The following is a 24,627-nucleotide window of genomic DNA, read 5'->3' as shown; positions in this document are numbered from 1 at the left end:
GTCAGATGAACATTAAATTAATAAGTCTTGAAGTGATTTAGATGTAGTTGTCTATACTAAGGTTTTTCGTTCAGAGATAAGGATATCGAATGAGTCGCCTTCCCCGAGTTTGCCCGATTGGTTTTCCACAACATGTTATTCCAACAGCTAAAGCAGACACCCATTTTTAAAAAGTATTTGAGGAAGCCTAACATGATCGTCGTATATGGAATCAAAGAAAATCTAAACCCAATAAAATCTAGGCTCTCAGATGTTATTCATAATTCAATGCAAGCAGTATTGGGAATGCCCGAAGATAAGCGAGCTCATAGATTTATTCCTATGGATAAAGTTGATTTTTATTATCCAGTTGGTCGCTCCGACAATTATACAGTCATTGAAATAAATATGATGGAAGGCCGCCAAGTTGAAACTAAAAAAGAATTAATTAAGTCGTTATTTTCTAATATTGAATCAAAGTTAAATATTTCACCTGTTGACGTAGAAATTACCATAAAAGAGCAACCTAAACATTGTTGGGGTTTTCGCGGTATTACTGGTGATGAAGTTCAAGATTTAAAATACAAAATAAACGTATAGCTAGGCAATTTAACAGCCCCAAAAACAGCAAACAATTTACATCAGTTAGACATCTCAAAAACAATCAGCACTCTTCACCTAAATCAACAGCAAAGTTTTCCCTCATAAGTAGATATGCTCTAGCGTTACGGCAATTTTTGTGTAATAAATGAATTAGTCATTATAAATTAAGAAATGTCGTTTTTAGCAACATTAGAGACGTTATTTTTATACTGCGATTTGCCGAAGTAAATCAATAATCACTGTTCGCCTCTTAGCTTGATTTTTGGCCTTAAAACCTAAATCTGATTGGCAAAATAAGCATAAAAATAATAAATAAATTTTGGCTGGTCCGAGGAATATAACGATGGCGCTGTTAACTCCAGCATACGATGGGAAAGGTAAATCCCATCGTCATATAGGCTTTTTATTACTGCCTAATTTTACCATGATGGCACTAACATCAGCTATTGAGCCGTTACGCATGGCAAATCACTTGTCAGGTAAAAAACTGTATACTTGGGCTATGGTGAGCGCAGATGGTAACCCTGTCATCGCCAGCGACGGTGTAAGTGTTAATGTTGATGCTAGTTATGATGAGCAAAGCGACTTTAATGCAGTTATGGTTTGTGGTGGTGTGGCGGTTAAAGAAGTTATCACCAAAGCAGATATTAACTGGTTAAATGTTCAAGCTAAAAAGAAAATAATTTTAGGCGGCCTTTGTACGGGGAGTTATGCTTTAGCTAAAGCAGGCTTACTAGACGGCGTGCTCTGTACTATCCACTGGGAAATGTTAGCCAGTTGGCAAGAAGACTTTCCTAAGATTAAAAGCACTAATCAATTGTATACCATTGAAGATAACCGTTGGTGCAGTTCTGGTGGTACCGCGCCTATGGATTTAATGTTGTGCTTAATAGGGAAAGCCTACGGTAAAGCCTTACAAATTGCCATTTGCGAGATGTTTTCCCACGCTAACATACGCGACGAATCTGAAATGCAGCGTATCCCGTTACAACATGTAGTAGGGGCTAAACAATCCAAGTTACAAGATATTGTGCACTTGATGGAAGCCAACATTGAAGAGCCATTGAGCTTGAATGAATTAGCAGGTTTTGTGAATTTATCGCGGCGCCAACTAGAGCGACTATTCCACCGATACTTACATTGCTCCCCTCATCGTTACTACATGCAAATTCGCCTAATGCGGGCCAAACAATTAATTAAACAAACCAATATTTCGATAATTGAAGTGGCTATCTGCTGTGGTTTTGTGTCTACCCCACATTTTAGCAAGTGCTATCGCAACGCTTTTAAAATCCCCCCCAGAGAAGAACGAGCCAACCGCGGCTTGAATTTAGATACTGCCAGCGACGAATCAACTTATGGTTCGGTAAAGGTGAAGGTAAACGAAATACCAGACGGAAAGCTAGAGCTCGCATAACAGTCTAGGTGATTGCATTTAGCCTAAATGCAATCACCTACCAGCCACTCACCCCTTCATTATTGTTGCTAGCCTCAAACTTTGTATTGCCTAGATATCTCATTTTGAGTGAGCTTAATTAAAACATGGCCATCACTCCTTAACTCAATCATTTCTATAGCTAACCACATAAATTCACCATTTTTAATTTTTATTCAAAGGCGACGCGTTTAGCAAATAACGAGTCGTAATAGCTCTAATCACGCATTTTCTCGGTGCTAGACTGACCATCAAATTATTAGTCATCAAAACCTAGAATTCGCTTATTTTAGTTGAGGGGTCCCCAATGCAGAGTGCTCAAGAGTTACATAAAAATTCGATAATATTTGACGGTTTGGTTATCGCTAAATGGAACAGAGATTTATTTGAAGATATGCACAAAGGCGGGTTAACAGCAGCCAATTGTACCGTATCGGTTTGGGAAGGATTCAAATCTACAATTGATAATATTGTTGAATTTAACGAGTACTTTCAAAGTGATAGCGACCTTATTATGCCTGTCACTAAGACATCTGACATTGCTAAAGCAAAAGAATTGGGCAAAACCGGCATTATTTTAGGGTTTCAAAACGCCAACGCCTTTGAAGACCAAATAGGCTATGTAGAGATATTTAAAAAGCTAGGTGTAGGTATTGTACAAATGGCTTACAACACTCAAAACTTAGTGGGCACAGGTTGTTACGAACGTGATGGCGGCTTATCAGGTTTTGGCCTTGAAATTGTGGCCGAAATGAATCGTGTAGGCATTATGTGTGACCTAAGCCATGTTGGACCGCAAACTTCGATAGAGGTGATAGAAGCCTCTACCAAGCCTGTGTGTTATTCACATTGTTTACCTTCTGGCCTTAAAGATCACCCACGTAATAAGTCAGACGAAGAGCTTAAATTTATTGCCGACAGAAACGGCTTTATCGGCGTGACTATGTTTGCCCCTTTCCTTGCTAAAGGTATCGACTCTACCGTAGATGATTACGTAGAAGCCATAGACTATGTCATCAATATCGCGGGTGAAGACTGCGTAGGTATAGGCACTGACTTTACCCAAGGTCACGACAAAGCCTTCTTCGACATGCTAACCCACGATAAAGGTTACGCACGTAATTTGACTAACTTCGGGAAAATCGTGAACCCATTAGGTATTCGTACTTTAGGTGAGTTTCCTAACTTAACTGAAACCATGTTGAAGCACGGTTGGTCAGAGCAAAAAATCAAAAAAGTCATGGGTGAGAACTGGGTTAACGTATTAAAAGAAGTGTGGGGAGAATAAGCAATGACACATCATAGTCCTGAGATGCCAATACAAGTAGACGACGAAACCGGAGTCTGGACCACAGACGCCCTACCTATGCTATACGTGCCACGTCACTTTTTTGTGAACAATCATATGGGTATTGAAGAAGAAATTGGCGCTGAAAAGTACGCAGATATTCTTTATAAAGCGGGTTACAAATCAGCATTTTACTGGTGCGAAAAAGAAGCCGAAGAACATGGCATTGAAAGTGTTGCAGTATTCGAACATTACATGAAACGTCTATCGCAACGTGGCTGGGGATTTTTTATCACTGAATCACTAGATTTAGAAGCAGGCACTGCCCGAGTACGTTTAGAAAACTCCGCTTTTGTGTACCAGTACGGCAAGGTTAATCGCAAAGTAGATTACATGTTTACCGGTTGGTTTGCAGGCGCTATGGATCAAATTGCCGCAAGCTTAGGCTACACAGTAAAAACCAAAGCTATACAAACCCAATGCGCTGCTGAAGACGGTTGCGAGTTTGGCATTTTTGAGGTGTCGCCCCTTTAAGCGGGCGGCTATCGACATTCATTTAACACCACCACTATAAATCCTCTGAGGAACACCCATGGCGCAGTTTGACGCATTATTTAAGCCATTAGCAATCAACCAACTCACTATACGCAACAGAGTCGTGAGTACGGCACACGCAGAAGTTTATGCTACCGAAGGCGGCATGACCACAGAGCGATACGTGAAATATTACGAAGAAAAAGCCAAAGGCGGTGTTGGCCTGTGTATTTGTGGTGGTTCAAGTGTGGTGTCCATAGACAGCCCTCAAGGGTGGTGGAAATCTGTCAACTTATCCACAGACCGTATTATTCCTCACTTTCAAAATTTAGCAGACGCTGTGCATAAGCATGGCGGCAAAATAATGATCCAAATTACCCATATGGGACGTCGTTCTCGTTGGGATGGTGGCAACTGGAGCACCTTAGTCAGCCCAAGTGGTATACGTGAACCGGTTCACAGAGCGACCTGTAAGACCATTGAAATAGAAGAGATGCAGCGCATCATTGCTGACTTTGCAAAAGCTGCGGGTCGCGCTAAAGCCGGAGGCCTAGACGGTGTCGAACTGTCGGCTGTGCATCAACACTTAATCGACCAATTCTGGAGCCCAAGGGTTAACAGACGTACCGATGAATGGGGTGGAAGCTTCGAAAACCGCATGCGTTTTGGTTTAGAAGTACTCAAGGCAGTACGGGCTGAAGTAGGCCGTGACTTTGCTGTAGGCATGCGCATCACTGGTGATGAGTTTCACGCTGATGGCTTAAATCATGATGACATGAAAGAAATCGCCGCCTATTACAACAAAACTGGGCTGGTAGATTTTTTTGGTGTAGTAGGGTCTGGTTGTGATACTCACAATACTTTAGCGAACGTAATTCCTAACATGAGCTACCCACCAGAGCCATTTTTGCATTTAGCAGCGGGCATAAAAGAAGTAGTAGACGTACCGGTTATTCATGCACAAAACATTAAAGATCCAAACCAAGCTCAGCGCATATTAGAAGCTGGCTATGTGGATTTTGTAGGCATGACCCGAGCCCATATTGCCGACCCGCACCTAATCGCAAAAATTAAGCTTAATCAAGTAGACCAGATTAAACAGTGTGTGGGCGCTAACTACTGCATAGATCGCCAGTATCAAGGCTTAGATGTGTTATGTATTCAAAACGCAGCTACGTCTCGCGAGTCAACCATGCCGCATATTATTGAGAAAACCACAGGGGTGATCCGCAAAGTTGTAATCATTGGCGGTGGCCCAGCAGGTATGGAAGCCGCCCGAGTCTCTGCCGAGCGTGGCCACAAGGTTACCCTAATTGAAAAAAACGCTGAACTAGGCGGGCAAATTACCATTGCCGCTAAAGCGCCACAGCGAGATCAAATTGCTGGTATCACCCGGTGGTTTGCTTTAGAGCTAGCCCGTTTAGGGGTAGATATTCAACTAAACACTGCCGCAGATGAAGCTAGCATTCGCGCATGTAACGCAGACGTAATCATACTTGCTACGGGTGCTAGGCCTTTTATTGATCAAAACCCACATTGGGGCGCAGATGAAGGTTTAGTGGTTAGCGCTTGGGATATTTTGAACGGTGATGTGGCCCCAGGTAAAAATGTACTGGTATACGACACTATTTGCGAATTCAGCGGTTTGTCGGTAGCAGACTTTTTGGCCCATAACGGCTCACAGGTTGAAGTGGTTACCGATGATATCAAGCCTGGTGCTGCAGTGGGTGGTACAACCTTCCCTACTTACTACCGCAGTTTGTATGAGCGTGAAGTCATTATGACTTCTGATTTGTTACTCGAAAAAGTCTACCGCGAAGACGACAAGCTAGTCGCCGTGTTAGAAAACGAATATACCGCCCAACAAGAAGAACGCGTGGTAGATCAAATCGTAGTTGAAAACGGTACGCGCCCCGACGAGCTTTTGTATTTTCAACTAAAACAAGACTCTCGTAACAAAGGGCAAATAGATATTGAAACTCTTTATGACGCTAAGCCTCAGCCTTTGTTAGATGAGCCCTCTGATGGATATTTGTTATATAGAATTGGCGATTGTGTGGCGCAGCGTAATACCCACGCGGCGATTTACGATGCGTTACGTTTGTGTAAAGACTTTTAGCGAATATGACCGCCATGTTGTGGGGTAGGAGGCATCATTATGGTTGCTGATTTTTTACCAAATTTGATATCCATATTAATTTTGGTGTCTGTGGTGCTGGCTATTATCGGTGCCGTGCGCCGCGTAAGGCTATGGCGTCAAGGCCAGGTATCAACGATTCATTGGGCTGGTTTGTTAACCATCCCAAGGCGCTACTTAGTTGACTTGCATCATGTGGTGTCTAGCGACAAATATATCTCTAATACCCATGTGGCAACTGCTGGCGGATTTGTCCTCACAATCATATCTGTAGTATTAATTTATCTGTTAGGGATCAGCGGCAGCATTCTAAATTATGCCTTGCTTACCTCGAGTGCTTTAATGTTTGTGGGCGCGGTGTTTGTGCTACTTAGGCGTCGCAACCCACCCCCTAATTTATCCCATGGCCCTTGGTCTCGCTTACCTTTTAGTTTATTGATATTTTCCTCAAGCTTTTTTGTTTTAACCTTACCTGCCACAGGTAAACTACCTGCAGATACGGGCGGCTGGATGTTAGCCATCATGCTACTCCTTGGCATAGCGTGGGGTGTCGGCGAGATGTTTTTAGGCATGACGTGGGGCGGTCCAATGAAACACGCCTTCGCTGGTGCCTTGCATTTAGGACTACACAGACGCCAAGAACGTTTTGGTGGTGGCCGTTCAACAGGATTAATAAGCCTAAACCTACAAAAAGATAAATTAGGGGTAGAGAAAGCCGATGATTTTAAGTGGAACCAACTCCTTAGTTTTGACGCCTGCGTAGAGTGCGGGCGCTGTGAAAAAGCCTGTCCCGCCTTTGCTGCTGGGCAACCTCTAAATCCTAAAAAGTTAATTCAAGATATGGTTGTTGGCATGGCTGGCGGTAGCGATGCTAAGTTTGCTGGTAGCCCATACCCAGGCGTTGATGTGGGCACACAACCAGCAAGCACCTACAAAGGCGGCGAAATCATTCCCATTATTGATGTGCTGGTACCCGCTAAAACTGTATGGTCTTGCACCACTTGCCGGGCCTGCGTTCAAGAATGTCCCATGATGATAGAGCACGTTGATGCCATAGTGGATATGCGGCGCTTCGAAACCTTAGAAAAGGGCCAAACTCCCGGCAAAGGCGCTGAAGTTTTAGAAAATCTAAAAACTACGGATAATCCAAATGGCTATGCGCCAGACAGCAGAATGAACTGGGCTGCTGACCAAAACCTTGCCGTGTTTGGTGAACAAGTTCAACAAGCTGACGTACTGCTTTGGATTGGCGATGCGGCGTTTGATATGCGCAACCAGCGAACGCTGCGAGCTATGGTGAGTTTGTTAAGGGCTGCCAATGTAGACTTTGCAGTGCTGGGTGACAAAGAATGCGATAGTGGTGATTCTGCCCGTAGATTAGGCGATGAAGCGACTTTCCAGCGGTTAGCTAAAACCAACATTGCTACCATGAAACAGTATGATTTTAAGCACATAGTCACCGCTGACCCCCATGCCTTTCATTGTCTTAAAAATGAATATCAAGACTTTGGCGGGCAATATGACGTGTATCACCACACTGGCTTTTTTGCGGACTTAGTTAAAACTAACAGAATCAAACTAGATAATAAAAAAGAGCTCTCACTTACTTATCACGATCCATGTTACTTAGGGCGTTATAACGGTGAGTACGATGCCCCCCGTTATCTGTTGCAAGCCATGGGCATTCAAATAAAAGAAATGGAGCGCAGCAAAACCAAAGCCAGATGTTGTGGCGGAGGCGGGGGCGCGCCCGTTACGGATATTCCCGGTACTCAACGTATACCCGATATGCGTATGGACGATGCTAAATCTACTAACGCAGAAATCATTGCCGTTGGCTGTCCGCAATGCAGCCTAATGCTTGAAGGGGTAGTTGAACCCCGTCCAGAAGTAAAAGATATTGCCGAGCTGATGCTAGACGCCTTGTCTGTTCAAGATTCGCCTGTGGAAAACAGCCTAGGTGAGGCACACCTATGAGTGATATTTTTCGCCGTGATCCAAGGGCAGAATGGATTGCTCGTAATAGGTTACACCCACAACATGTACCCCAAGAACCTTTGATTTTAAGGGGGCCAACTGGATTACTACGTAAAAACCCACACAAAATCGGTTTTATTGGCCCTAATGGCATTAAACGCATCGACCGTACTGGCGCTAGCCACGCAAATCAACAAGGGCGCAGAGCAGCGAAACAAGTAGAGGTGGAGCTACCTTTACACCAAGTAGATAATCCAGACTTTACCATTTTGGTGGCAGTCGATGCTGTTGGAGGCCGTTTATCTAGCCATGATAGAGATACCCTAGGGTTAGCTCATACCTTAGCTAACAAGGGCGATGAAAAAGGCGCGGTAGTCGCGGTGTTTTTTGATGATATTACCGAAGAAAACCTAGCAACCGCTGGTATAGATAGCCTTATCCACTTTGATGATAAGCGTTACAAAAGTTATAACCCAGAACAACGTTGTGCTGATTTATGCGAACTGGTTACCGTACTTCGCCCGAAACACATTCTATTACCAGACAGCATAAATGGTGGAGCAGATCTAGGCAGACGTTTAGCTGCAACAATGCATATTCGCCCCGCATGTAGCGTTTGGAAAGTCACAGGCGACCACTTAATATGTCGTGGCGGTGCAGGTAAAACCGACATCACCCGCCCACTCTCTAAATTGCTACTAGTGATGGAAGAATGCAGCGAACCAGTCAGCGATACTCGACACCAGAATATGCCATTGTCGGTGGATATAAATGCTCAATGTCAGCTTAAAATTCAAGATTTAGGGAATATCAGCGTAGACCCTAACGAGATTAACTTAGCCGAAGCTGGCTTTATACTTTCTGGGGGGAATGGCATTGTCGACTGGCCTAAATTCCATTTAGCTGCCAAAGCTTTAGGTGCCACAGAAGGGGCTAGCCGTGTAGCAGTAGACGATGGTTTTATGCCAAGAGAGAGGCAAGTAGGCGCAACGGGCACTTGGGTAACAGCAAAAGTGTATATTGCTGTAGGTATTTCAGGCGCTATTCAACACATGCAAGGTATTGCCCAGTGTGACAAAGTTGTGGCAATCAATAGTGATGACAGCTGCGACATGGTGAAGCGTGCAGACCTAAGCGCCATCGGAGATAGCAGCGAAATTTTAGATGAGCTACTCAATCTAATACAAGATAACAAAGGTCTGACAGAACAAGAAAAAACAGAGGCCAAATATGCATAAAGATAACTCTAAAAACGCCTCTAAGAATATAAAAATATCTGTTCTTGTATCTGTAGGTGAACACCCATTATCCGCAAGGCCCTGTAGAGCAGAACAAGACGCGAGAGCCTTAGAGTTGGGGCTGATGCTCGCGCCAGAAAACCTGCAAATTGTATATGCAGGTACAACGAGTGACTCAGCAGCTACAGCGGTTTTAAAAGAATACATGGGCATGGGAATAGACCAAGTAGAAGTATTAGATGTTCCGCCTAAAACAGATGTAACCTTACCCTTATTGGAAAAGCTAAAGCAAGATTGCCCTGATGTGGTGCTAACTGGAATGCGAGCAGAAAACGGCGAATCATCAGGCATGTTACCTTACCTTTTAAGTGAACAGCTGAAGATGGCTATGGTGCCAGCAATCTCAAATATTTTAAGCATCGACAAAACAGCAGGTTTCGCTGAAGTATTACAAGCCCTGCCAAGAGGGCAAAGGCGTAAAGTAAAAGTGAACTTACCCTTTATTGCCTCGGTAGATATGGCTGCTGCAGCCCCAAGGCAGAGCGCTTACGGTAGCGCCATGCGAGGGCATTTAAAAATAGATCCAGTTACACAGACAATGCATGATGCTGACCAAGAACAGTGGCAAATAAGCCCAGCCCAAGCTAGACCTAAAAGACTCAAAATTGTAAAGGCAAAAACCGCAGCCGACCGTTTTAAAGCTGCGACAGCCAAGGTACAAGGTGGTTCGGGTAAAGTGATTTACGATAATAAAGAATCAGCAGAAGCCATTTTGAAGCTACTAAAAGATGAAAAAATCCTGTAGTTAATTAATGGCACCTAAATTCAGCTAGGCAGTATATATCTTAGCTATTTACAAAATACTCATCTATCTAAAGCTAAATTACCACGAAGAAATAATAAGGTACTAGTGCCTAAAATCCCCCATCTACTAACCGTTAATACATTTATTTACTATCTCATACCTTTATTGGCTTATAATTAAGCTAAACTGCTGAACCTTTTACAATTGTTTGGAAGTACGTGAATACATGCATTTTTGTGTAACCATGCCTAAGCCTCAACTATTAGTTATCAGTTTATTGATTTTACTGAGCCTAATTATATTTGATGCTCAGGCCCAAGTCAGTGGCACAACACTCCAGTTACAGACGGACAAGGTTTCTGAAAAACTGCGTCTAAAAGATGCTAAAGCGCTTCGTTTTACACACCCAAATACAAGTCTTAAGTTAGCTTATGAGGCACTTGAACTAGCCAGAAACAATAATAATAACTCGATAATTGCACAATCCCATTCATTGTTAGCAAGGTTGTTTAGCAAGCAGTTAAATGAACCCACAGAAGCCAAACATCATTTTTACCAAGCCATTAAAATCTATGACGAATTAGACAAAAAAAAGAATCAAATTTCAGATTTAATAGAATATGCTGATTTGTTTTTTAAAGAGAAAGACTTTAACACTGGGCACAAAGTCATAGACGAAGCTCTATCAGTAGCTTTGATACACGGTAACAATTTATTGATTGCCAAAACGTTACTTAAAAAAGGGCAAGCATTTTATGACAATCAAGCTTACTTTAAAGCAGAAGATAAATTTTTAGATTCATTGGATTATTTAGACGCCCAAGATGTTGATAGCAAAACGCTAAAAGCGGCGGTATTTCATCAATTAGGGCAAGTTAATAAAAGACTTCAAAAACATGAGAACACAGCGGATTTTCACAAGCTTGCATTAGAGATACATCAGTCTCTAGGAAATACAAAAATGGTGGCGCGAGCGCTAAAAAATGTGACAAGTGCTGAGTTTAAGAAACAAAATTATCTAGAAGCTCTCGATTACGCAATGCGCGGAATTGCTTTACATAAGGAAATTGATGAGCCTAGCGAACATGCGGAGCTATTAACCGTTATAGGCTTGACGTACCGTAATCTCAATCGCTATGAAACTGCCATTGAGCATCTGATTAACGCGCAGACAATATACAAAAAACTAGGTAAACTAGGAAAAGTAGCGGATAACTCTAACCAAATTGGGTTCTTGTACACTAGATTAGAAAAGCATCAACAAGCTTACGAATTTTATAAAGTATCGTTAACGCTACCTCAAGACCAAGTACCTTTAAAAACTCTCGCCACCTCGTACAGAGAAATCGCCTTTATTGAATTAGAGTTAAAGCACTATGACGTGGCGTTAAATATGGCAAGCAAAGCCTATAAAGTTTACAAAGAGAATAATAACCCAAGTAAACAAAGCATTACTGCACGTATTATTGGAGAAGTTTATTATCAAAAAAGAAACCCCTCCAAAGCACTTACCTTTTATCAAGAAGCTCTATCTTTAGCCACAGAAACAAGTAGCCAAGTAGATCATGTCAAAGCCTTAAATAAATTGGGCGAACTATATATCGAAACAGATGAATTGAAAGCAAAACCACTTTTTCTTGAAGCCCTAGGCATATCTGAAGATGCATCACTGTTACCCGAGAAAGCTGCAGCCTATAGAGGTTTGATTAAACTTGAGCAGCACGCTGAAAACTATAAAAAAGCTTTGGATTATTCAAAGCAATTAACTGCAACAACGGAACAGATATATCAAAGTCGAGAACAACGACGACTGGTCGTAGAAAAAGCTAAACTTGACTCCCATATAATGGAAACTGAATTAATTTCTTTAAGAGAGCAATCTAGCTATGACAAACTTGCGTTAGAGAAAAACAGCAACAAAATCAAAATTTCCCAACAAAAAAATATGATCGCGGAGTTAGAACTTTCAAAGAATCGTTACGCAACTTTACTATTAGCGATACTATTATTTTTATGTGTTTGTGCTGCAATATATTTCTATCGAACACTTGGGCTATCTAGGAAACACAATAAAGTATTAGATTATCAAGCCACCCATGACCCGCTAACTGACAGCTTAAACCGCAGAGGACTATTCAATATAATCGAACAGGACTTTAAAACTGATAAAAATTCTGTGATTTTGGCAGATATTGACCATTTCAAGAGTGTTAATGACACTTTTGGTCACGACGCTGGTGACGAAGTACTTCGTGCTTTTGTAGGCATTATTAAGTCTTGTGTCCGTGACAATGATATTGTTGCTCGCTTTGGGGGCGAAGAGTTCTGCATTGTACTGACTGATCTAGAGCAAAGCCGTGTTGAACGTATTGCCGAAAATATACGTTTTAAAACAGAAGCCGCAGAGTTCATTAAACCTGTCAATGGTCTGCCCCTTACCATTACCTGCAGCTTTGGCGTTGCGTTAGCGGGAGATAACCATGTTTTACCTACCGAATTAATATCTCAAGCCGATAAAGCTCTATATAAAGCTAAAGAAAAAGGGCGAAACAAAGTTGTTGTATGGTCAAATGATCGAGCTTAAAGATAGTCTAAAGCTAATTGTTAAATTAGCTGAATAAGCAAAGCTAATAATTCAAGTTAAAACCTGATAATCCACTTTTGCTTTTTTCACAAAAAAACGGGCGATTAAAGCCCGTTTTATTATTTATAGATAACCGAAAATTTATTCAGAAGCTGAAGTTACCCCATGGCCTTCTCTTGGTGGCTCGCTTTCAGTCACAACCAGTTTTGAAAAAGTCACACTTGAATAGTCACCGTTAGCTTTGTCTTCTTCCCAGATACCTGTTCCTGGGCATGCTGGATACCAAAACCCAGGATCATCTTTAGCACTACACTGGTTATAGGCACCAGCCTTGAAGTAATTGAAATCTAAGGTGTATCCATAAGGGTGGTCTAATTTATCTAATTCACCGTAAGCGTTCACAGCATTCGCTAGGTTAATGGCATATTCGACTGTGTCATGTCCTTCGGCTTCAAAGGTTAAATACATGATATCTTTATGAACATTCACCACATAACTAAACTCTTCACCTAAAGATATCCCTTGCTCACCTGGATCGTCAGAATTTAACCAAGTATTGCCCCAAACAGGGTATGCGATATCTATACGATTAGGATCATCTTTAGGAAGGTTTCTTTCATAAGTCCAAAAAACAGAACCTTTTTCATGACCTGGACGTTTCTTAAAATAAATTTTTAGAGGCTCATTACCCCAGCCAAATCCTTTGACGGGCTTGTCCCACTTAGTGGCATGAATTTGACCCACAACAACCGAAAACGCAGGAGCTTTTTCTGGGTATTTTGCCCTTACAGAAACATGGTTCACTTTCAGAGTCGCAGCTAGCTTCCCGCCAATTCTTTTAAACTTTTTAGCTATCGGATTGCTCGCAACCGTAAAGTTATTTTTAGGAGAATGAGTTTTGTGGCGGGTAGATTTGCCACGTAACATGTGACGTAATTCACTACGTGTATTAGTCGTGTTTTTAGTAGTTGTAGCCTTATTTGGTGTAGTAAACACCATACCACCTTCATCATCTAAATAGAAAAAGTCTGGGTGCACAAAGTCTTGGATCTTTTTAACAGATACAGAATCTGGCTTGCCATCATTATTTTCATCTGTCGGTAGTGTGATATTCCACTCACTCAAGTCAAATTTATCGGCTGGCACATCTGCAAGTGCGGTTTCAGTCACACCTATAACCATCACTAGTGTTACTAGCATTTTTTTATAATTTAAGTACTTAGAAAAAGCGTTCATAAAATCTCATTATTCGTAGGGTATAAAAACGTTAAATATTTAATCAGTACCTTGTCCTTAAGATAAATAGATTTCTCAGTCTATTGCCTGAAACACTATGTTAACAAATAAACCCATTTAGCTCTAATCACCATTAAATCAAAAGAAATATTAGGAATAACAAGCTTGACCTCAAGTTGACTTTAACTTGTACACTCCTCCCAACTTGAAACCAGAATCTATAACAGATAAGCATATGAACAATGTAATTTTTACTATTTTAATAGGGATTGGAGCAACGGCACTGATGGACTTATGGTCGTTACTAAGGAAACAACTGCTTGGCCTACCTATCACCAATTGGAGCATAGTAGGCCGCTGGATAGCTCATATGTCACACGGCCAGTTTTACCATGAATCAATAGCTACCTCAGCCCCTGTTCGCGCAGAAGCCTTTATTGGTTGGGTGGCCCACTACTTAATTGGTATAGCGTATGGGGCAATGTTAATCATGATTTATGGAGAAACATGGATCAATAATCCAGCTATAGGCCAAGCGGTGTTAGTGGGTATAGTCACAGTTGTTGCCCCTTTTTTCATCATGCAACCAGGCATGGGAGCTGGCATTGCAGCGTCACGTACACCTAATCCCAACTCAGCTAGGGTTCATAGTTTAATAAATCACGGAGTATTTGGTTTAGGTTTATATGTATCAGGCTTGGCTATAAATCTTGGATTTACAATCTAAACAATGAAGTAAACTTGTTGCAAATAGAGGGTGGTGAGTTATACGCCTTCTACTCGTCTGGAATGCCTGCCAGTAAATCGGTTACTCCCACATCTATACCTGCTTGATATAAAAGAGCTGAAGCTTGACCTCTGTGGTGAGTTTGGTGATTGAAGAAGTGCTGTATTATGTGCCCCATATTTTTGGCATAGGGATCGCCTTTAGTACTGTTGTAATACAGAGTTGATGCCAGTACCTCATTACTCAACTCTTGTGTAAAAGATAAGATTGCACCGTCCATTTTTGTGCGGGCGGCCAAAAGGCTATCTAGGTCAGTGTACAATATTTGATTCAAAGCTTGGGGTGCTGCAAGGCTACGAACGTAATTAAGAGACTGCAACTGAGATGGATGATCTGCAATGCGTTTCAACCAAATTATGTCGCCCACAAGAATGTGGTTTAAGGTGCCTATAATTGAGCCGAAGAAAGACTCTATGTTGCCCGATAGCTGTTCGGCACTCAACTTAGCCGCAGCATCATAAATACTTTTATTCATCCACTGATTGTAATCCGCCATCAATTCAAAGTTTGATTTCAGTGACATAATCGACCTTTAAGTTTAATAATTTTAATTGCACTCAAACATTGACGCTTAGCGTATTTTTAGCTCAACCAATTTAGCCAGGTAGATAAATGATTGCAACGACTACTTAGTTGCCTTAGTCATTATACAAGTTTGTGTATAGGGGAAATTAAGGTGGGTAAATAACAAACAGAAAAAGTAAGTAACCTTTTGCTGTCATCAAAAACTTGGATATTAAAAGGTAGTTAGATTCCTCTTCCTACCTTATTTTGATTTCTAAAAAAACCAACTAGTTGGGTTATCAATAGCCTTTTCTAATTCAAGGGCTTTTAAGCCTTTAACTGAGCGAATTATTAACCAAACAACCCAAAATAGTATTATGAACCAGCCGATCAATATTATTGACAAAATTGAACCTAAAAACATGTAGAGCGCACCAATCCAAAACGTTCTAATTTGGAATTGATAATGTGTTTGTAACCACTCAGGGGCTTCATCTTTATTAATGTAAGCCATGACGACGCCTACTATACCCGTAATACCAAACAACAAACCTACCAAATAAAGTATATAAACTATTTTGGCATTGCCTTTAGTCGTAGGGCTATTTTCTGTTGCTAATTCACTCATCTATTTTCTTCATTGTTATGATGATTTTTTAAGTAATTACTGTGATCTGTACGTTAACAGTCATAATTACCCTAACAATACTATGAGAAAAACAAGAACACTTAATCTCACTAAGAACATAGGTATATAAATCAATAACTTCAAATAAGCTCATTTATTAGTATCTAAGTCATATATGAAATCGTATTTGAGGCTTCGCTATCTAACGTTACTCAGCATAGGCATAATGCCAAACCAACCAAAACAGTAATTTAATACCGTTTAATTGATAAAAACCCAGAGAGTACGATAGATAACTACTGATTTTATACTGCAACAATACTGTGTAGGGGTTTAAAGATAGTTAAGCTACGTGCCTCTGAATATTGGCAGAAGTAAAAGATAAGCTAGCTGATAGCATTCCGTGCTTAGCTAGCTTTTTTTCGTAGTTTAGACTCTGTCTGGCGCTCGCTCTTATCATGCTAAAAGGGTGCAAACTCATCTTGAGTTGCAGTAGGAACTGTCCAACGTTCATGGGCGTCAACCGCCACAGAAATATACTCATCATGGCTGTCTTTGTAAGTTAGATGGCACTAGCCACAAGTGTTCGAAGCTCACTTTCGTACCCTTGCAAGTCGAAGTTCGTTGAGCACTTATTCATAAAACCATGAAAATAAGGCACCTGTCTAATTTTTGTTCTTTCTGTGGTGCGCAATTCTGAGATTAATTTTGATACCGAAAAGTGTTTTTCTGTTTTTGGGAAAACAAGAGTAACCGGAAATAATGGAACAACTTTTCGGTTATTTCTTATTTGAGACCCGTAAAAGCATATGGCTTTGTTTATATGTGAAGGCCCGAAACTTTCTGAGAGATTCCAAATTGCAGCAGCTCCAATACTAAATCCTACGAGGTCTACAGAAGAATCCAATTTGGTTAACGACTTAATCAAATGCTTGCTGTAATTTTCTAAGCCAATATTAGAGGAGAAATACTCATATGCATCGTTTTCAGTATGAAACATCTTATTTTGACCGTCATACGGGTCAACGATGAGATGGTTCTTACAGATGATATTTGCCAACTCTTCAAGAGCGGGTGTTTTACCAAAGATATCCGTAACAATTAAAGTTGTCATTTAAATTTTCGTGCCATCTAACGCCCTAATCAGCCGACGCTTTAGCGGTCGGCTGAATTAGTTTGTTAGCTTTTGTACATTCGCTTTCATTGATATATTTTTTTAGAATTTCTGCCATTTTTCCTCGCATATGCCAAAACTTTTCGGGGATATAGTTTGTTGCAAATGCTATCGATGCCTTACATTCAGGAATTACCAGCAAATAAGCAGTAGATGCTTTGTCCGTAACGCCACCATGATGTAATGCAGTCCATGTTTCACCTTTATCTGATAATTTGACCTTGCCGACACGCCAACCAAGTGAATACTTTTCAGAGTTAACTTCCCCACTTCTTAATTTTACAGGTGTGTAAAGCAAATGCTTTGCATATGGAGATAAATACTTTTCATCATAAACTGCTTGAGACATCTTTACTAAGTCAGTTGGCGTTGAAATGAATCCTCCTCCACCAAACAAAAAGCTTCTATCTCTTTTGGTCAATGATTCTACATAACCTTCGTCCTTTTTAATATCAGCGTAATATGCAGCTTCATTTTCTGCTCCAGCAAATGAAGTATCCAACTCTGTTTGTACCATCCCAAGTTTTTCCCATATTGAAGTTTTTAGAAAATCAACATAGTTTTTTTTTGCAGCGCTTTCGACCACAGCTGAAAGTAAAATGTATCCGTTTGACGAGTATTTGTATTCGGTCCCAGGGCTAAACAATAACGGATGAGTATCAAAAACATAAAAGGCGTCAAATGGGGTGGTATGATCTTTAACGTTTACAAACTCAGCAAGGTCGCGCTCTGGGGTATCGTGTGGAATGCCCGAAATATGAGCGGCCAACTCTTCAACCGTAAATGAGTTTGTGTAATTTGGCTTATTCACATACTCGCTTACATTAGACTTTAAATCGATTGAACCAGCATCAACCAATTTTGCCAAAGCAATCCCTGTCATAGGCTTAGCTAAACTCCCCACCGAATATTGAGTTTTTTGATTTGCTTTTGTCTTAGTACCAAAGTCCGAAAACCCGATAGCTTTTGCAAAAACAACATTTTTATCTTGCCCTATGGCAACCGAGAAAGAAGGTAATTGATATTGAGATCTCAGAGACTCCATGTCTTGGATAGTTTCAGATTCAAGATTTTTTTGCGCTAATGAGCCAAAACTACACAAAGCTAATACAAACAAAGTTAGATACTTAAAACAAATATTGAAATTCAGCATATTTTTCCTTAAAAGCTAACGCCCTGTTAGGCTTTTATGTACTCGTAAAAATGTTTAGTGTCGACGTTGATTTTTAGAGGCTCATTGGCATCGTTATTTAAATAACCTTGTGTAAAAATAGCGATTCTCCATTCATCTTGAAGTATGAATGGTTCAACTGGATCTTTACGTAGAACATCTGTATTTATCGATTTAACTGCTATCGATGGGTTACCGTCGAGTTTAAGTGCAGCGCTATTTAGATTATGTGACATAGAAAGCGCGGTACGTTGATAAGCTACTTGCCCGAATCTATATGAGGTCACAGGTAATTGCTGTGAAACTTGAAAAAGAATTTCCGCACTTAGGTCGGCGAGACACCTGACACCCATAGTAAACCCGCCAAATTCTAGCCTGACTTTATCAGCGATACTCGTGCCGTGCATTGAGACTATGTAATGAGGAATAATTTCAGTACCAATAGTTCCGTTACCTTCTAATGATAAAGCTTGAGCAGATGGTGGCATAAAATGTAGAGCGAAACTACATTGTGTCCCGTTAATACCCTCTGATTTATCAGCTCTTGTTTGATCTTCGATATTTCGATAATAATGACTTGAACGTAACCATAAAGAACCACTTGTCAAAGTGGAATCGTAGACTGTTTTATCTACTGTCCTAAAAATAATAGGGCGATCTAATTTAGTCTGGATACTATTCATAAACTCGAACCTTTAGAAAAGCCTAACGCCCCAATATGCCGACGAAATGAGCGCAGCGAGTTGAGGTCGGAATAATTGGTTTGTTAAGTGCCATCCACCCGACCATATTAAATTGTTGGAACTGATTGCATTTTCTGAAAACGTAAAGCACTGAGAGCCCACTTATTACCATTGCTAGCATGTTGTTTAATGCTTTCAGGTGATGAAATTATAAAGCCAGACAATCTTTTCTTGCCAGCTTTTGATTTAAAACGCTTTATGCAAATTTTAACGAAACTGTCCATACGTGCGGCTATATCTTCTGTAAACCTAAATTCGACATTCTCGTCATGACGAATTTGTTCTCGATACTGAAGACTTTGTGATAAAGGTTGTTTCCGCTCCCAAGCAACCATTGGCATTGGTACTCGCTTTATTCTGGAACGTTCTGGCAGATAAGAAACATTTGGGTCTAGCAATAAATTACTAGTCTCAACCCAATAGTGACTTGGCTCACCTTGTTTGGCGCCAGCAAATCCTTCTACGGAAGCCTGACTTCCGTCTACTGATACTGTAAATGCGAGTGCATCACCACCAACAATAATTGACGGTATACCTTCGTTCTTTAAAACTGAATGTATTGCATAAGCGGTATATAGGCATCGCGAATCAAAATCTAATGGAAAATCCTTCCTTAAGCACCAGTCAATTGTGGCATACAAGTCTTCAACTTTTACTCGACCGATTCTCATTTTTGAACTCCTTCCATGCTCACATTCCCAGTCAGGCTAATAAAGGCACTTAACAATATTAATATCCGGAAAAATTTCGTGTTTAAACACGGAATTTTTCCGACTTTCTACATACTCCATTTCTATCACAGTCCCTAACCCTTTGTACAGGTTAGCTTTCTTACCTTTTACTTATTGAACACATGGGGAAATACGGAATTTTTCCAAGATCTTGCTGTTATGCGGAATTTTAATCACTACTAGATAAATCAGCAGTACTATTGCTTACGTGAACATCAATACTAGCTAACTGTTTAACTACCTAATCTTTTAGTCGGCAAAGCCAATGCTCCTAAGCTCCTAACAAGCTTACTGCCCAAACACCGACCAGCCGGTTTTTCTGGCGAGTAACTCTAGAGCTTGGGTGCCTAGTTTACTATTACCTATGGGATCTAACCCAGGCGCCCATACCGCAATAGATGCTTTGCCGGGTGCCACAGCCATAATGCCGCCACCTACTCCACTTTTACCCGGTAGACCGACTCTGAAAGCAAACTCACCAGAGCCATCATAATGACCACACATCAGCATTAAAGAGTTGATGCGTTTGGCCCGTTTGGGGGATACCACACGATACCCTGTAGTAGGGTTAACGCCGTCATTGGCTAAAAACAGCCCCGCGGTGGCTAATTGAATAGTATTCATGGCAATAGAGCAATGATGAAAGTATGTGCCTAACACAGAATCGACTGGGTTTTCGAAGTGCCCAAAGGATGCCATAAAGTGGGCTAGTGAAGCGTTTCTGTCGCCAGTTTCTAGTTCAGAACGTGCGACTTTTTCATCTATGCTAATGGTGTCATCATTTGCCACAAAGCGCATAAATTGCAAAATTTCGGCTAAGGTTTCTTTAGGTTGATGACCTTGCAAAATAATGTCAGCCACTGTGATAGCGCCTGCATTTATAAAAGGATTACGAGGTTTTCCATTTTCGTGCTCTAACTGCACAATGGAGTTAAAGGGGTCGCCCGAGGGTTCCCGCCCGACTCTGTTCCAGAGTCGTTCACCTAGTTTTCCAAGGGCAAGTGTTAACGTAAACACCTTAGAAATACTTTGAATAGAAAACAGTGTTTTAGCACACCCAGCACTATAAATGGCCCCATCTGGTAGAGCAACTGTGATAGCAAACTGCTCAGGAGCAACCTGAGCCAATTGCGGGATATAACTGGCAACTTTACCTTTATCGGTTTTAGAGGCCATTTGGGCTGCAATATCATCGATTATTTGTTGCATATTCAGCCCTTTGTCCTAGTTAGGTACTAATGTTTAAGCACCCGTTAAATCAGATAAGAAAAACTGATAAGCAGGGTTGTTGGTTTGCTCTTGATAAACATAACCCAGCTCTGCCAAGTGTTGGTCAAAGCTCAATCTGTCTACTTCAGCAATATCAAATCCAGCTAAGACTAAGCCTTCTGCTGCGCCGTGGTTGCGATAATGAAACAAAGTAATGTCCCAGCGTTCGCCTAGGGTGTCTAAAAACTTCATCAACGCCCCTGGGTGTTCTGGAAATTCAAAAGAAAATAACTTTTCATTTATGGCTGTTGGCGGTCTGCCTCCTACCATATAACGAACATGTAACTTTGCCATTTCATTGTCTGACAAATCAAAGCTTTGATAACCATTAACTGTAAGTGCATCGGTTAATTGTTTTAGCTCTGTTTGACCATCACGTAAGCGAATACCCACAAATACATGGGCTTCTTTATCCGTAGCATACCGGTAATTAAACTCAGTAATAGCGCGGCCACCTAATAAGGAGCAGAAGTTTCTAAACGCACCGGTCTTTTCAGGGATTTTAACCGCAATAACCGCTTCTTTTTGCTCACCTAATTCACAACGTTCAGACACATAACGCAAGGTGTGAAAGTTGATATTAGCGCCACACAAAATGCCTGCAAACTTTTTACCTTGTTGAAGATTAGCTTTTAAATATTTTTGCATTCCGGCAATGGATAGGGCCCCTGCAGGCTCTGCTATTACTCGGGTATCATCAAAAATATCTTTAATGGCTGAGCAAATCTCGTCTGTATTGACTGTGATGACTTCGTCTACATAGTCTTGGCATAAGCGAAACGGCTCTTCGCCAATAATTTTAACGGCAACACCATCGGCAAAGATGCCAACGTGATCTAACGGAACGGGTTTGCCCGCAGCCATGGCCGCTTGCAAGCAAGCCGACTCATCCGATTCAATGGCGATGATTTTAACGTCTGGCTTAAGCTGCTTAATGAATACAGAGATACCCGCAATTAAGCCACCACCTCCTACAGCAATAAAAAGCGTATCTAAGTCGGGATTTTGTTCTAGCAGTTCACGAGCAATAGTGCCTTGCCCTACAATGACATCTTCATCATCAAAAGGGGCAACCATAGTGTAGCCATGCTCTTCTGATAAACGAAGGGCCTCGGCTTTTGCCTCATCAAAACTACTTCCATGAAGTACTATTTCAACGTATTCACCACCAAAGTTACGTACTGCCTCTACCTTAATGTCAGGTGCGGTAGCAGGCATCACGATAGTCGCTTTGATTTGTTTTTTACGGGCAGAGTAAGCCACACCTTGAGCATGGTTACCCGCAGATGAGGCAACCACACCTTTAGCAAGTTGCTCATCGGTTAACTGACTTAACTTGTTAAATGCCCCGCGAAGCTTAAAAGACTTCACGGGTTGCTGGTCTTCACGTTTCAGCCAAATATCGTTACCTAAGGTTTCAGATAATTTATCTAGCTTTTGTAATTCAGACTTTACGGCTACATCATACACCTGTGCTTGTATAATTTTTTGCAGGTACTCATTGGCAGAACGTGTCATTTAGTCTTCCAATTTAGACGCATCACGTACGCCACCTTTATCAGCACTGGTCGCTAATAATGCATAGGCTTTTAACGCTAACGTCACTTTACGTTCACGAGTTAATGGTTTCCATGCTTTAGGGCTGGCATCCATTTTTTCACGGCGAGCTTGTAGGTCAGCATCGGAGATATCAATACCAATCTTACGGTTTGGAATATCGATATTGATGGTATCACCTTCTTCAACTAAGGCTATGCCACCACCACTAGCGGCTTCTGGCGCACAGTGACCAATCGACAGTCCAGATGTACCACCAGAAAAACGCCCATCAGTGATTAATGCACATTCTTTACCTAAGCCTTTTGCTTTTAAGTAAGTGGTTGGATATAGCATTTCTTGCATACCTGGGCCGCCTTTAGGGCCTTCGTAACGAATAACCACTACGTCACCGGCGACGACTTTGTCACCTAAGATGGCTTCAACCGCTTCATCTTGGCTTTCAAAAATACGGGCGCGGCCGGTAAATTTATGGATAGACTCATCTACCCCTGCGGTTTTAACAATACAGCCATCTTCAGCAATGTTGCCGAATAAAACTGCTAAGCCGCCTTCTTGGCTAAACGCATGATCAACACTACGAATACAGCCTTCTTCACGGTCGGTATCCGCTGTTGGCCAGCGGCAATCTTGGCTGAATGCCTTAGTGGTACGAATACCAGCAGGGCCAGCTTTATAAAATTCTAATGCATGTTCGTTCTGACCACCGGCGATATCCCACTCAGCAAGCACTTCACCTATGGTTTTACCCAATACATGAGGCGAGTCGGCATGTAATAAACCTGCGCGATTTAATTCAGACAAAATACCAATTACGCCACCAGCACGGTGCACATCTTCCATATGATATTTAGGGGTAGAAGGCGCAACTTTACATAAGTGCGGAACCTTACGAGAGAGTCTGTCGATGTCGTCTAGGGTGAAAGGAATTTCACCTTCAACTGCAGCTGCTAATAAATGCAAAATAGTGTTCGTTGAGCCGCCCATGGCGATGTCTAAGCTCATGGCATTTTCAAAGGCTTGGAAATTAGCAATATTACGCGGTAATACAGACTCATCATCTTCTTGATAGTAACGACGGCACAATTCAACTATTTGTGTGCCGGCTTGTTTAAATAGTCCTTCACGGTCAGCGTGAGTGGCAAGCATTGAACCATTACCCGGTAAAGACAAACCTAAAGCTTCGGTCAAACAGTTCATGGAGTTGGCAGTAAACATACCAGAGCATGAACCACATGTTGGGCAAGCCGAACGCTCTACTTCTTCACTGTCTGCATCGCTAACGTTGTCATCAACACCGGCTACCATAGCATCCACTAAATCAAGTTTGATAAGTTGGTCAGAAAGCTTGGTTTTACCCGCTTCCATTGGACCACCTGATACAAAAATAACCGGTACGTTTAAGCGCATAGACGCCATTAACATGCCCGGAGTGATTTTGTCGCAGTTTGAGATACACACTATGGCATCAGCGCAATGGGCATTAACCATATACTCAACAGAGTCGGCGATAATTTCTCGTGAAGGCAAGCTGTACAGCATACCGCTATGACCCATAGCGATACCGTCATCCACAGCTATGGTATTAAATTCTTTTGCTACACCACCTGCGGCTTCGATACTGCGAGCAACCAATTGCCCCATATCTTTTAAATGTACATGACCCGGTACAAATTGAGTAAATGAGTTGGATACAGCGATAATGGGTTTATTAAAATCATCGTCTTTCATCCCTGTTGCGCGCCACAGTGCGCGGGCCCCCGCCATGTTGCGACCTTGTGTACTTGTGGCTGAACGTAATTTTGGCATTATTTCACTCTTAATTAATTAGTATGGACAAACCTATTGTTCCGATGCATGAACAAAAAACCCCTCATGAAGAGGGGCTGTAGTATTGGCACTTGCCACACTATCCCCGCAATAAAATAATGACTAACCCGAGGGCTAGCGTAATTGGTACCAGATTGCGTTGTAGGGAATAGGGCATCATATTTTTTTGCTTATCATCAGTGACAATAGAAATATCATGAAGTTTACAAACTGATCAAGCATTGGTATATGCCATTTTAGAGGATGATATATTCAAGATAGGCCATTTATAAAACCAGTAGAGCTTTATCTTTTAAATTCAGGCAACTTAGGCCCTGTTATTTTTTACTCCTTGTGAAGGTATAGATAGGATTAACTCGCAAAATTCTAGCTAAAGGCTAGCCTTAAGGTTCACCTTATATGCAAATGGAGTTGCCT

Annotated in this window: 20 protein-coding genes; 10 read left to right on the top strand and 10 right to left on the bottom strand. The window is 41.4% G+C overall.

Annotation, left to right across the window (positions count from 1 at the left end; all coding sequences use genetic code 11):
- The first annotated feature begins 192 nt into the window (after positions 1-192).
- From ABJE44_RS18805 to ABJE44_RS18765, 9 genes are all read left to right on the top strand, one after another.
- Positions 193-579, top strand: a complete 387-nt coding sequence (locus ABJE44_RS18805; protein ID WP_133471884.1) for a tautomerase family protein — start codon at positions 193-195, stop codon at positions 577-579.
- Between the two features lie 346 nt (positions 580-925).
- The gene (locus ABJE44_RS18800; protein WP_133471885.1) at positions 926-1,999 is read left to right on the top strand and encodes a GlxA family transcriptional regulator; all 1,074 of its coding nucleotides are present in this window, start codon (positions 926-928) and stop codon (positions 1,997-1,999) included.
- Between the two features lie 325 nt (positions 2,000-2,324).
- Positions 2,325-3,305: a dipeptidase gene (locus ABJE44_RS18795; RefSeq protein ID WP_348112020.1), complete on the top strand. Its 981-nt coding sequence runs from the start codon at positions 2,325-2,327 to the stop codon at positions 3,303-3,305.
- A gap of 3 nt (positions 3,306-3,308) precedes the next feature.
- A complete protein-coding gene (locus ABJE44_RS18790) occupies positions 3,309-3,839 on the top strand; it encodes a DUF5943 domain-containing protein (RefSeq protein ID WP_348112019.1) in 531 nt (176 codons plus the stop codon).
- 58 nt (positions 3,840-3,897) lie between these two features.
- The gene (dgcA, locus tag ABJE44_RS18785) at positions 3,898-5,958 is read left to right on the top strand and encodes a dimethylglycine demethylation protein DgcA (RefSeq protein ID WP_348112018.1); all 2,061 of its coding nucleotides are present in this window, start codon (positions 3,898-3,900) and stop codon (positions 5,956-5,958) included.
- 39 nt (positions 5,959-5,997) lie between these two features.
- The gene (locus ABJE44_RS18780; protein WP_348112017.1) at positions 5,998-7,953 is read left to right on the top strand and encodes a (Fe-S)-binding protein; all 1,956 of its coding nucleotides are present in this window, start codon (positions 5,998-6,000) and stop codon (positions 7,951-7,953) included.
- Positions 7,950-9,191: an electron transfer flavoprotein subunit alpha/FixB family protein gene (locus ABJE44_RS18775; protein WP_348112016.1), complete on the top strand. Its 1,242-nt coding sequence runs from the start codon at positions 7,950-7,952 to the stop codon at positions 9,189-9,191. The genes ABJE44_RS18780 and ABJE44_RS18775 overlap by 4 nt, the downstream gene beginning before the upstream one ends.
- Positions 9,184-9,996 carry an electron transfer flavoprotein subunit beta gene (locus tag ABJE44_RS18770; RefSeq protein ID WP_348112015.1) on the top strand — a complete coding sequence of 271 codons (813 nt, stop codon included), beginning with the start codon at positions 9,184-9,186 and terminating at the stop codon, positions 9,994-9,996. Before ABJE44_RS18775 ends, ABJE44_RS18770 begins: the two co-directional genes overlap by 8 nt.
- Positions 9,997-10,240: 244 nt before the next feature.
- Positions 10,241-12,580: a tetratricopeptide repeat-containing diguanylate cyclase gene (locus ABJE44_RS18765; protein ID WP_348112014.1), complete on the top strand. Its 2,340-nt coding sequence runs from the start codon at positions 10,241-10,243 to the stop codon at positions 12,578-12,580.
- A gap of 141 nt (positions 12,581-12,721) precedes the next feature.
- Here ABJE44_RS18765 and ABJE44_RS18760 read toward each other — a convergent pair whose 3' ends face one another.
- Positions 12,722-13,762, bottom strand: coding sequence for a polysaccharide lyase family 7 protein (locus ABJE44_RS18760; RefSeq protein WP_348112021.1), 1,041 nt, complete (start codon positions 13,760-13,762; stop codon positions 12,722-12,724).
- A 289-nt stretch (positions 13,763-14,051) separates the two neighbouring features.
- Here ABJE44_RS18760 and ABJE44_RS18755 point away from each other — a divergent pair, with 289 nt between their 5' ends.
- Positions 14,052-14,543 (top strand): DUF2938 domain-containing protein, encoded by a 492-nt coding sequence (locus ABJE44_RS18755; RefSeq protein WP_348112013.1) that lies wholly within the window; start codon positions 14,052-14,054, stop codon positions 14,541-14,543.
- A 49-nt stretch (positions 14,544-14,592) separates the two neighbouring features.
- Here the strand turns inward: ABJE44_RS18755 and ABJE44_RS18750 are convergent, their stop codons facing one another.
- The 9 genes from ABJE44_RS18750 to ilvD all read right to left on the bottom strand — a co-directional run bounded on the left by ABJE44_RS18750 (position 14,593) and on the right by ilvD (position 24,189).
- Complete coding sequence (locus ABJE44_RS18750; RefSeq protein ID WP_348112012.1) at positions 14,593-15,126, bottom strand: DinB family protein; 534 nt, start codon at positions 15,124-15,126, stop codon at positions 14,593-14,595.
- A 255-nt stretch (positions 15,127-15,381) separates the two neighbouring features.
- Positions 15,382-15,735, bottom strand: coding sequence for a hypothetical protein (locus ABJE44_RS18745; protein WP_348112011.1), 354 nt, complete (start codon positions 15,733-15,735; stop codon positions 15,382-15,384).
- Between the two features lie 562 nt (positions 15,736-16,297).
- The gene (locus ABJE44_RS18740; protein WP_348112010.1) at positions 16,298-16,849 is read right to left on the bottom strand and encodes a hypothetical protein; all 552 of its coding nucleotides are present in this window, start codon (positions 16,847-16,849) and stop codon (positions 16,298-16,300) included.
- A gap of 25 nt (positions 16,850-16,874) precedes the next feature.
- A complete protein-coding gene (locus ABJE44_RS18735; RefSeq protein WP_348112009.1) occupies positions 16,875-18,062 on the bottom strand; it encodes a serine hydrolase domain-containing protein in 1,188 nt (395 codons plus the stop codon).
- 26 nt (positions 18,063-18,088) lie between these two features.
- Positions 18,089-18,763, bottom strand: a complete 675-nt coding sequence (locus tag ABJE44_RS18730) for a hypothetical protein (protein ID WP_348112008.1) — start codon at positions 18,761-18,763, stop codon at positions 18,089-18,091.
- Positions 18,764-18,870: 107 nt separating this feature from the next.
- Positions 18,871-19,494: a hypothetical protein gene (locus ABJE44_RS18725; protein ID WP_348112007.1), complete on the bottom strand. Its 624-nt coding sequence runs from the start codon at positions 19,492-19,494 to the stop codon at positions 18,871-18,873.
- A 348-nt stretch (positions 19,495-19,842) separates the two neighbouring features.
- A complete protein-coding gene (locus tag ABJE44_RS18720) occupies positions 19,843-20,763 on the bottom strand; it encodes a glutaminase (protein WP_348112006.1) in 921 nt (306 codons plus the stop codon).
- Positions 20,764-20,796: 33 nt separating this feature from the next.
- Positions 20,797-22,341, bottom strand: a complete 1,545-nt coding sequence (gene ilvA / locus ABJE44_RS18715) for a threonine ammonia-lyase, biosynthetic (protein WP_348112005.1) — start codon at positions 22,339-22,341, stop codon at positions 20,797-20,799.
- Positions 22,342-24,189, bottom strand: a complete 1,848-nt coding sequence (ilvD, locus tag ABJE44_RS18710; RefSeq protein ID WP_348112004.1) for a dihydroxy-acid dehydratase — start codon at positions 24,187-24,189, stop codon at positions 22,342-22,344.
- Positions 24,190-24,627: the final 438 nt, after the last annotated feature.

The organism is Paraglaciecola sp. (assembly GCF_039942875.1).
GTDB lineage: Bacteria > Pseudomonadota > Gammaproteobacteria > Enterobacterales > Alteromonadaceae > Paraglaciecola.
This window is presented reverse-complemented; position numbering and strand designations above follow the sequence as displayed.

Bases quoted from the DNA above. Each gene is read 5' to 3' on its own strand.
- ABJE44_RS18790 (WP_348112019.1), top strand. From the start codon at position 3,309: ATGACACATCATAGTCCTGAGATGCCAATACAAGTAGACGACGAAACC.
- ABJE44_RS18800 (WP_133471885.1), top strand. From the start codon at position 926: ATGGCGCTGTTAACTCCAGCATACGATGGGAAAGGTAAATCCCATCGT.
- dgcA (WP_348112018.1), top strand. From the start codon at position 3,898: ATGGCGCAGTTTGACGCATTATTTAAGCCATTAGCAATCAACCAACTC.
- ABJE44_RS18795 (WP_348112020.1), top strand. From the start codon at position 2,325: ATGCAGAGTGCTCAAGAGTTACATAAAAATTCGATAATATTTGACGGT.
- ABJE44_RS18780 (WP_348112017.1), top strand. From the start codon at position 5,998: ATGGTTGCTGATTTTTTACCAAATTTGATATCCATATTAATTTTGGTG.
- ABJE44_RS18720 (WP_348112006.1), bottom strand. From the start codon at position 20,763: ATGCAACAAATAATCGATGATATTGCAGCCCAAATGGCCTCTAAAACC.
- ABJE44_RS18735 (WP_348112009.1), bottom strand. From the start codon at position 18,062: ATGCTGAATTTCAATATTTGTTTTAAGTATCTAACTTTGTTTGTATTA.
- ABJE44_RS18750 (WP_348112012.1), bottom strand. From the start codon at position 15,126: ATGTCACTGAAATCAAACTTTGAATTGATGGCGGATTACAATCAGTGG.
- ABJE44_RS18725 (WP_348112007.1), bottom strand. From the start codon at position 19,494: ATGAGAATCGGTCGAGTAAAAGTTGAAGACTTGTATGCCACAATTGAC.
- ABJE44_RS18730 (WP_348112008.1), bottom strand. From the start codon at position 18,763: ATGAATAGTATCCAGACTAAATTAGATCGCCCTATTATTTTTAGGACA.
- ABJE44_RS18745 (WP_348112011.1), bottom strand. From the start codon at position 15,735: ATGAGTGAATTAGCAACAGAAAATAGCCCTACGACTAAAGGCAATGCC.
- ABJE44_RS18805 (WP_133471884.1), top strand. From the start codon at position 193: ATGATCGTCGTATATGGAATCAAAGAAAATCTAAACCCAATAAAATCT.
- ilvA (WP_348112005.1), bottom strand. From the start codon at position 22,341: ATGACACGTTCTGCCAATGAGTACCTGCAAAAAATTATACAAGCACAG.
- ABJE44_RS18770 (WP_348112015.1), top strand. From the start codon at position 9,184: ATGCATAAAGATAACTCTAAAAACGCCTCTAAGAATATAAAAATATCT.
- ilvD (WP_348112004.1), bottom strand. From the start codon at position 24,189: ATGCCAAAATTACGTTCAGCCACAAGTACACAAGGTCGCAACATGGCG.
- ABJE44_RS18755 (WP_348112013.1), top strand. From the start codon at position 14,052: ATGAACAATGTAATTTTTACTATTTTAATAGGGATTGGAGCAACGGCA.
- ABJE44_RS18740 (WP_348112010.1), bottom strand. From the start codon at position 16,849: ATGACAACTTTAATTGTTACGGATATCTTTGGTAAAACACCCGCTCTT.
- ABJE44_RS18765 (WP_348112014.1), top strand. From the start codon at position 10,241: ATGCCTAAGCCTCAACTATTAGTTATCAGTTTATTGATTTTACTGAGC.
- ABJE44_RS18760 (WP_348112021.1), bottom strand. From the start codon at position 13,762: ATGGTTATAGGTGTGACTGAAACCGCACTTGCAGATGTGCCAGCCGAT.
- ABJE44_RS18775 (WP_348112016.1), top strand. From the start codon at position 7,950: ATGAGTGATATTTTTCGCCGTGATCCAAGGGCAGAATGGATTGCTCGT.